General features: G+C 68.1%; 3 protein-coding genes. 1 reads left to right on the plus strand and 2 read right to left on the minus strand.

The genetic code is table 11. The annotated features are described in order from the left end of the window. Window positions 1-599 (plus strand): hypothetical protein (locus I71_RS26695; protein WP_042701104.1); only part of this gene is annotated, 599 nt, incomplete at its 5' end. A gap of 9 nt (window positions 600-608) precedes the next feature. Here I71_RS26695 and I71_RS26700 read toward each other — a convergent pair. Continuing rightward, a complete protein-coding gene (locus I71_RS26700) occupies window positions 609-998 on the minus strand; it encodes an HNH endonuclease (protein ID WP_049976350.1) in 390 nt (129 codons plus the stop codon). A 121-nt stretch (window positions 999-1,119) separates the two neighbouring features. After that, the coding region (locus I71_RS26705) for a gamma-glutamyl-gamma-aminobutyrate hydrolase family protein (RefSeq protein WP_042701106.1) at window positions 1,120-1,582 on the minus strand (463 nt) is incomplete at its 5' end.

Here is a 1,582-nt window from a genome sequence, read left to right on the forward strand (position 1 = left end):
TGCCGATCCAGCGCGACGACGCGCTGACAATCGCGCAGCTCACCCGGTTGCCGGGACGCACGCCGGGGCCGGTCAGCGCCGCCGACAGCCATGTGCTGGGGCTGACACAGGCGCGCTATGGCGAACAGTCGCAAGTGTCGGCCCTGTTCAAGACCATGGGCGACGGCACCTATTGCGCTTCGGCCAGCGCCCTGACCATCAGCTTCGGCTTTCAGCAGCGCATCGTCCATGTCGCCAGGGAGATCCCGGCCAATTCCTGCCTGTATGGCGAGGTTCTGGCCCACGAGATGCGCCATGTCGCAGTGGACGAGGCTCTGCTGAGCGAGATGATGCCGCAGATCCGCAGCAGGCTGGATCAGGTGATCGCGGGGATGGCGCCGGTTCGCGCCCGCAGCCAGTCACAGGCGATGGCGGCGATCCGCCGGCCGCTCGAATCGGCGATGCGGCGGATCATGCAGGACTTCGGCCGCGAGCGTGACCGCCGACAGGCCCAGGTCGATACGGTCGAGGAGTATGAGCGGGTCAGCCGCGTCTGCAACGGCGAGGCGCGCAATTATCTGCCGAAACCTGCAACGCGGCGGCCCCTCCGCCAGGGGTGAAACGGGTGTTCAGCGCTTGCGCCGACTCCGGTCCCTGGTCTGGCGGTTCCTGGTCTGGCGGTCCCTGGTCTGGCGGTCGGTGGCGTGGCCGTCGATGAACTCCGGCGGCTTGCGGCAGACCCAGCGGATGAAGGCGGCGATGTCGGGATGGCCGCGCAGGGCATCGATCTCGTGATACTGGTCGCGCAGCTGCTGTTCGCTCAGCACCGCATGGATCTTCGCATGGCAGATGCGGTGCATAGTCACCGTCTCCCGCCCGCCATAGGTGCGGGGGATCAGGTGGTGTTCGTTCAGGCTGGCGCCCGGCACCATCGGCCGGCCGCAGAGCGGGCAGGCGGGGCCGTCAGGCGGAGTGACCGGCGCGGGCTTGGCGGCAAAGGGGTAATCGGGCAGGCGCATGCCGAACCATATGGTCCGGATCGGGCCTTCGGCCAGGACGCGATGCGGCGGCGCGGCGCTCCAAAGAAAAAGGGGAGCCGCGGTGGCGCCTCCCCCTTTCTTCGATGAACGCTGTCCGGCGTCAGGCCGCCTTCTTCTCGGCGATCAGCTGGACGAAGCGGTCGAACAGATAGTGGCTGTCCTGCGGGCCGGGCGAGGCTTCCGGGTGGTACTGCACCGAGAAGACCGGCTTGTTCTTCAGGCGGATGCCCTCGTTGGTACCGTCGAACAGGCTGACATGGGTGACCTCGGCGTCGGCCGGCAGCGTCTCCGGCATGACGACGAAGCCGTGGTTCTGGCTGGTGATCTCGACCCGGCCGCTGGCGAGATCCTTGACCGGATGGTTGGCGCCGCGGTGGCCCTGCTGCATCTTGGTGGTCTTGGCGCCCAGCGCCAGCGACAGCATCTGGTGGCCGAGGCAGATGCCGAACATCGGCACGCCGGTGTCGAGCAGCCCCTTGATGGTCGGCACGGCATATTCGCCGGTGGCGGCGGGGTCGCCGGGGCCCTTGGACAGGAAGACGCCGTCCGGCTGGTGGCGCATG

The sequence above is a fragment of the Azospirillum sp. B506 genome (genome assembly GCF_000333595.1).
Taxonomy (GTDB): Bacteria; Pseudomonadota; Alphaproteobacteria; order Azospirillales; family Azospirillaceae; genus Azospirillum.

Excerpts from the sequence above, each read along its gene's own strand:
- I71_RS26700 (WP_049976350.1), bottom strand. The coding sequence starts at position 998 with ATGCGCCTGCCCGATTACCCCTTTGCCGCCAAGCCCGCGCCGGTCACT.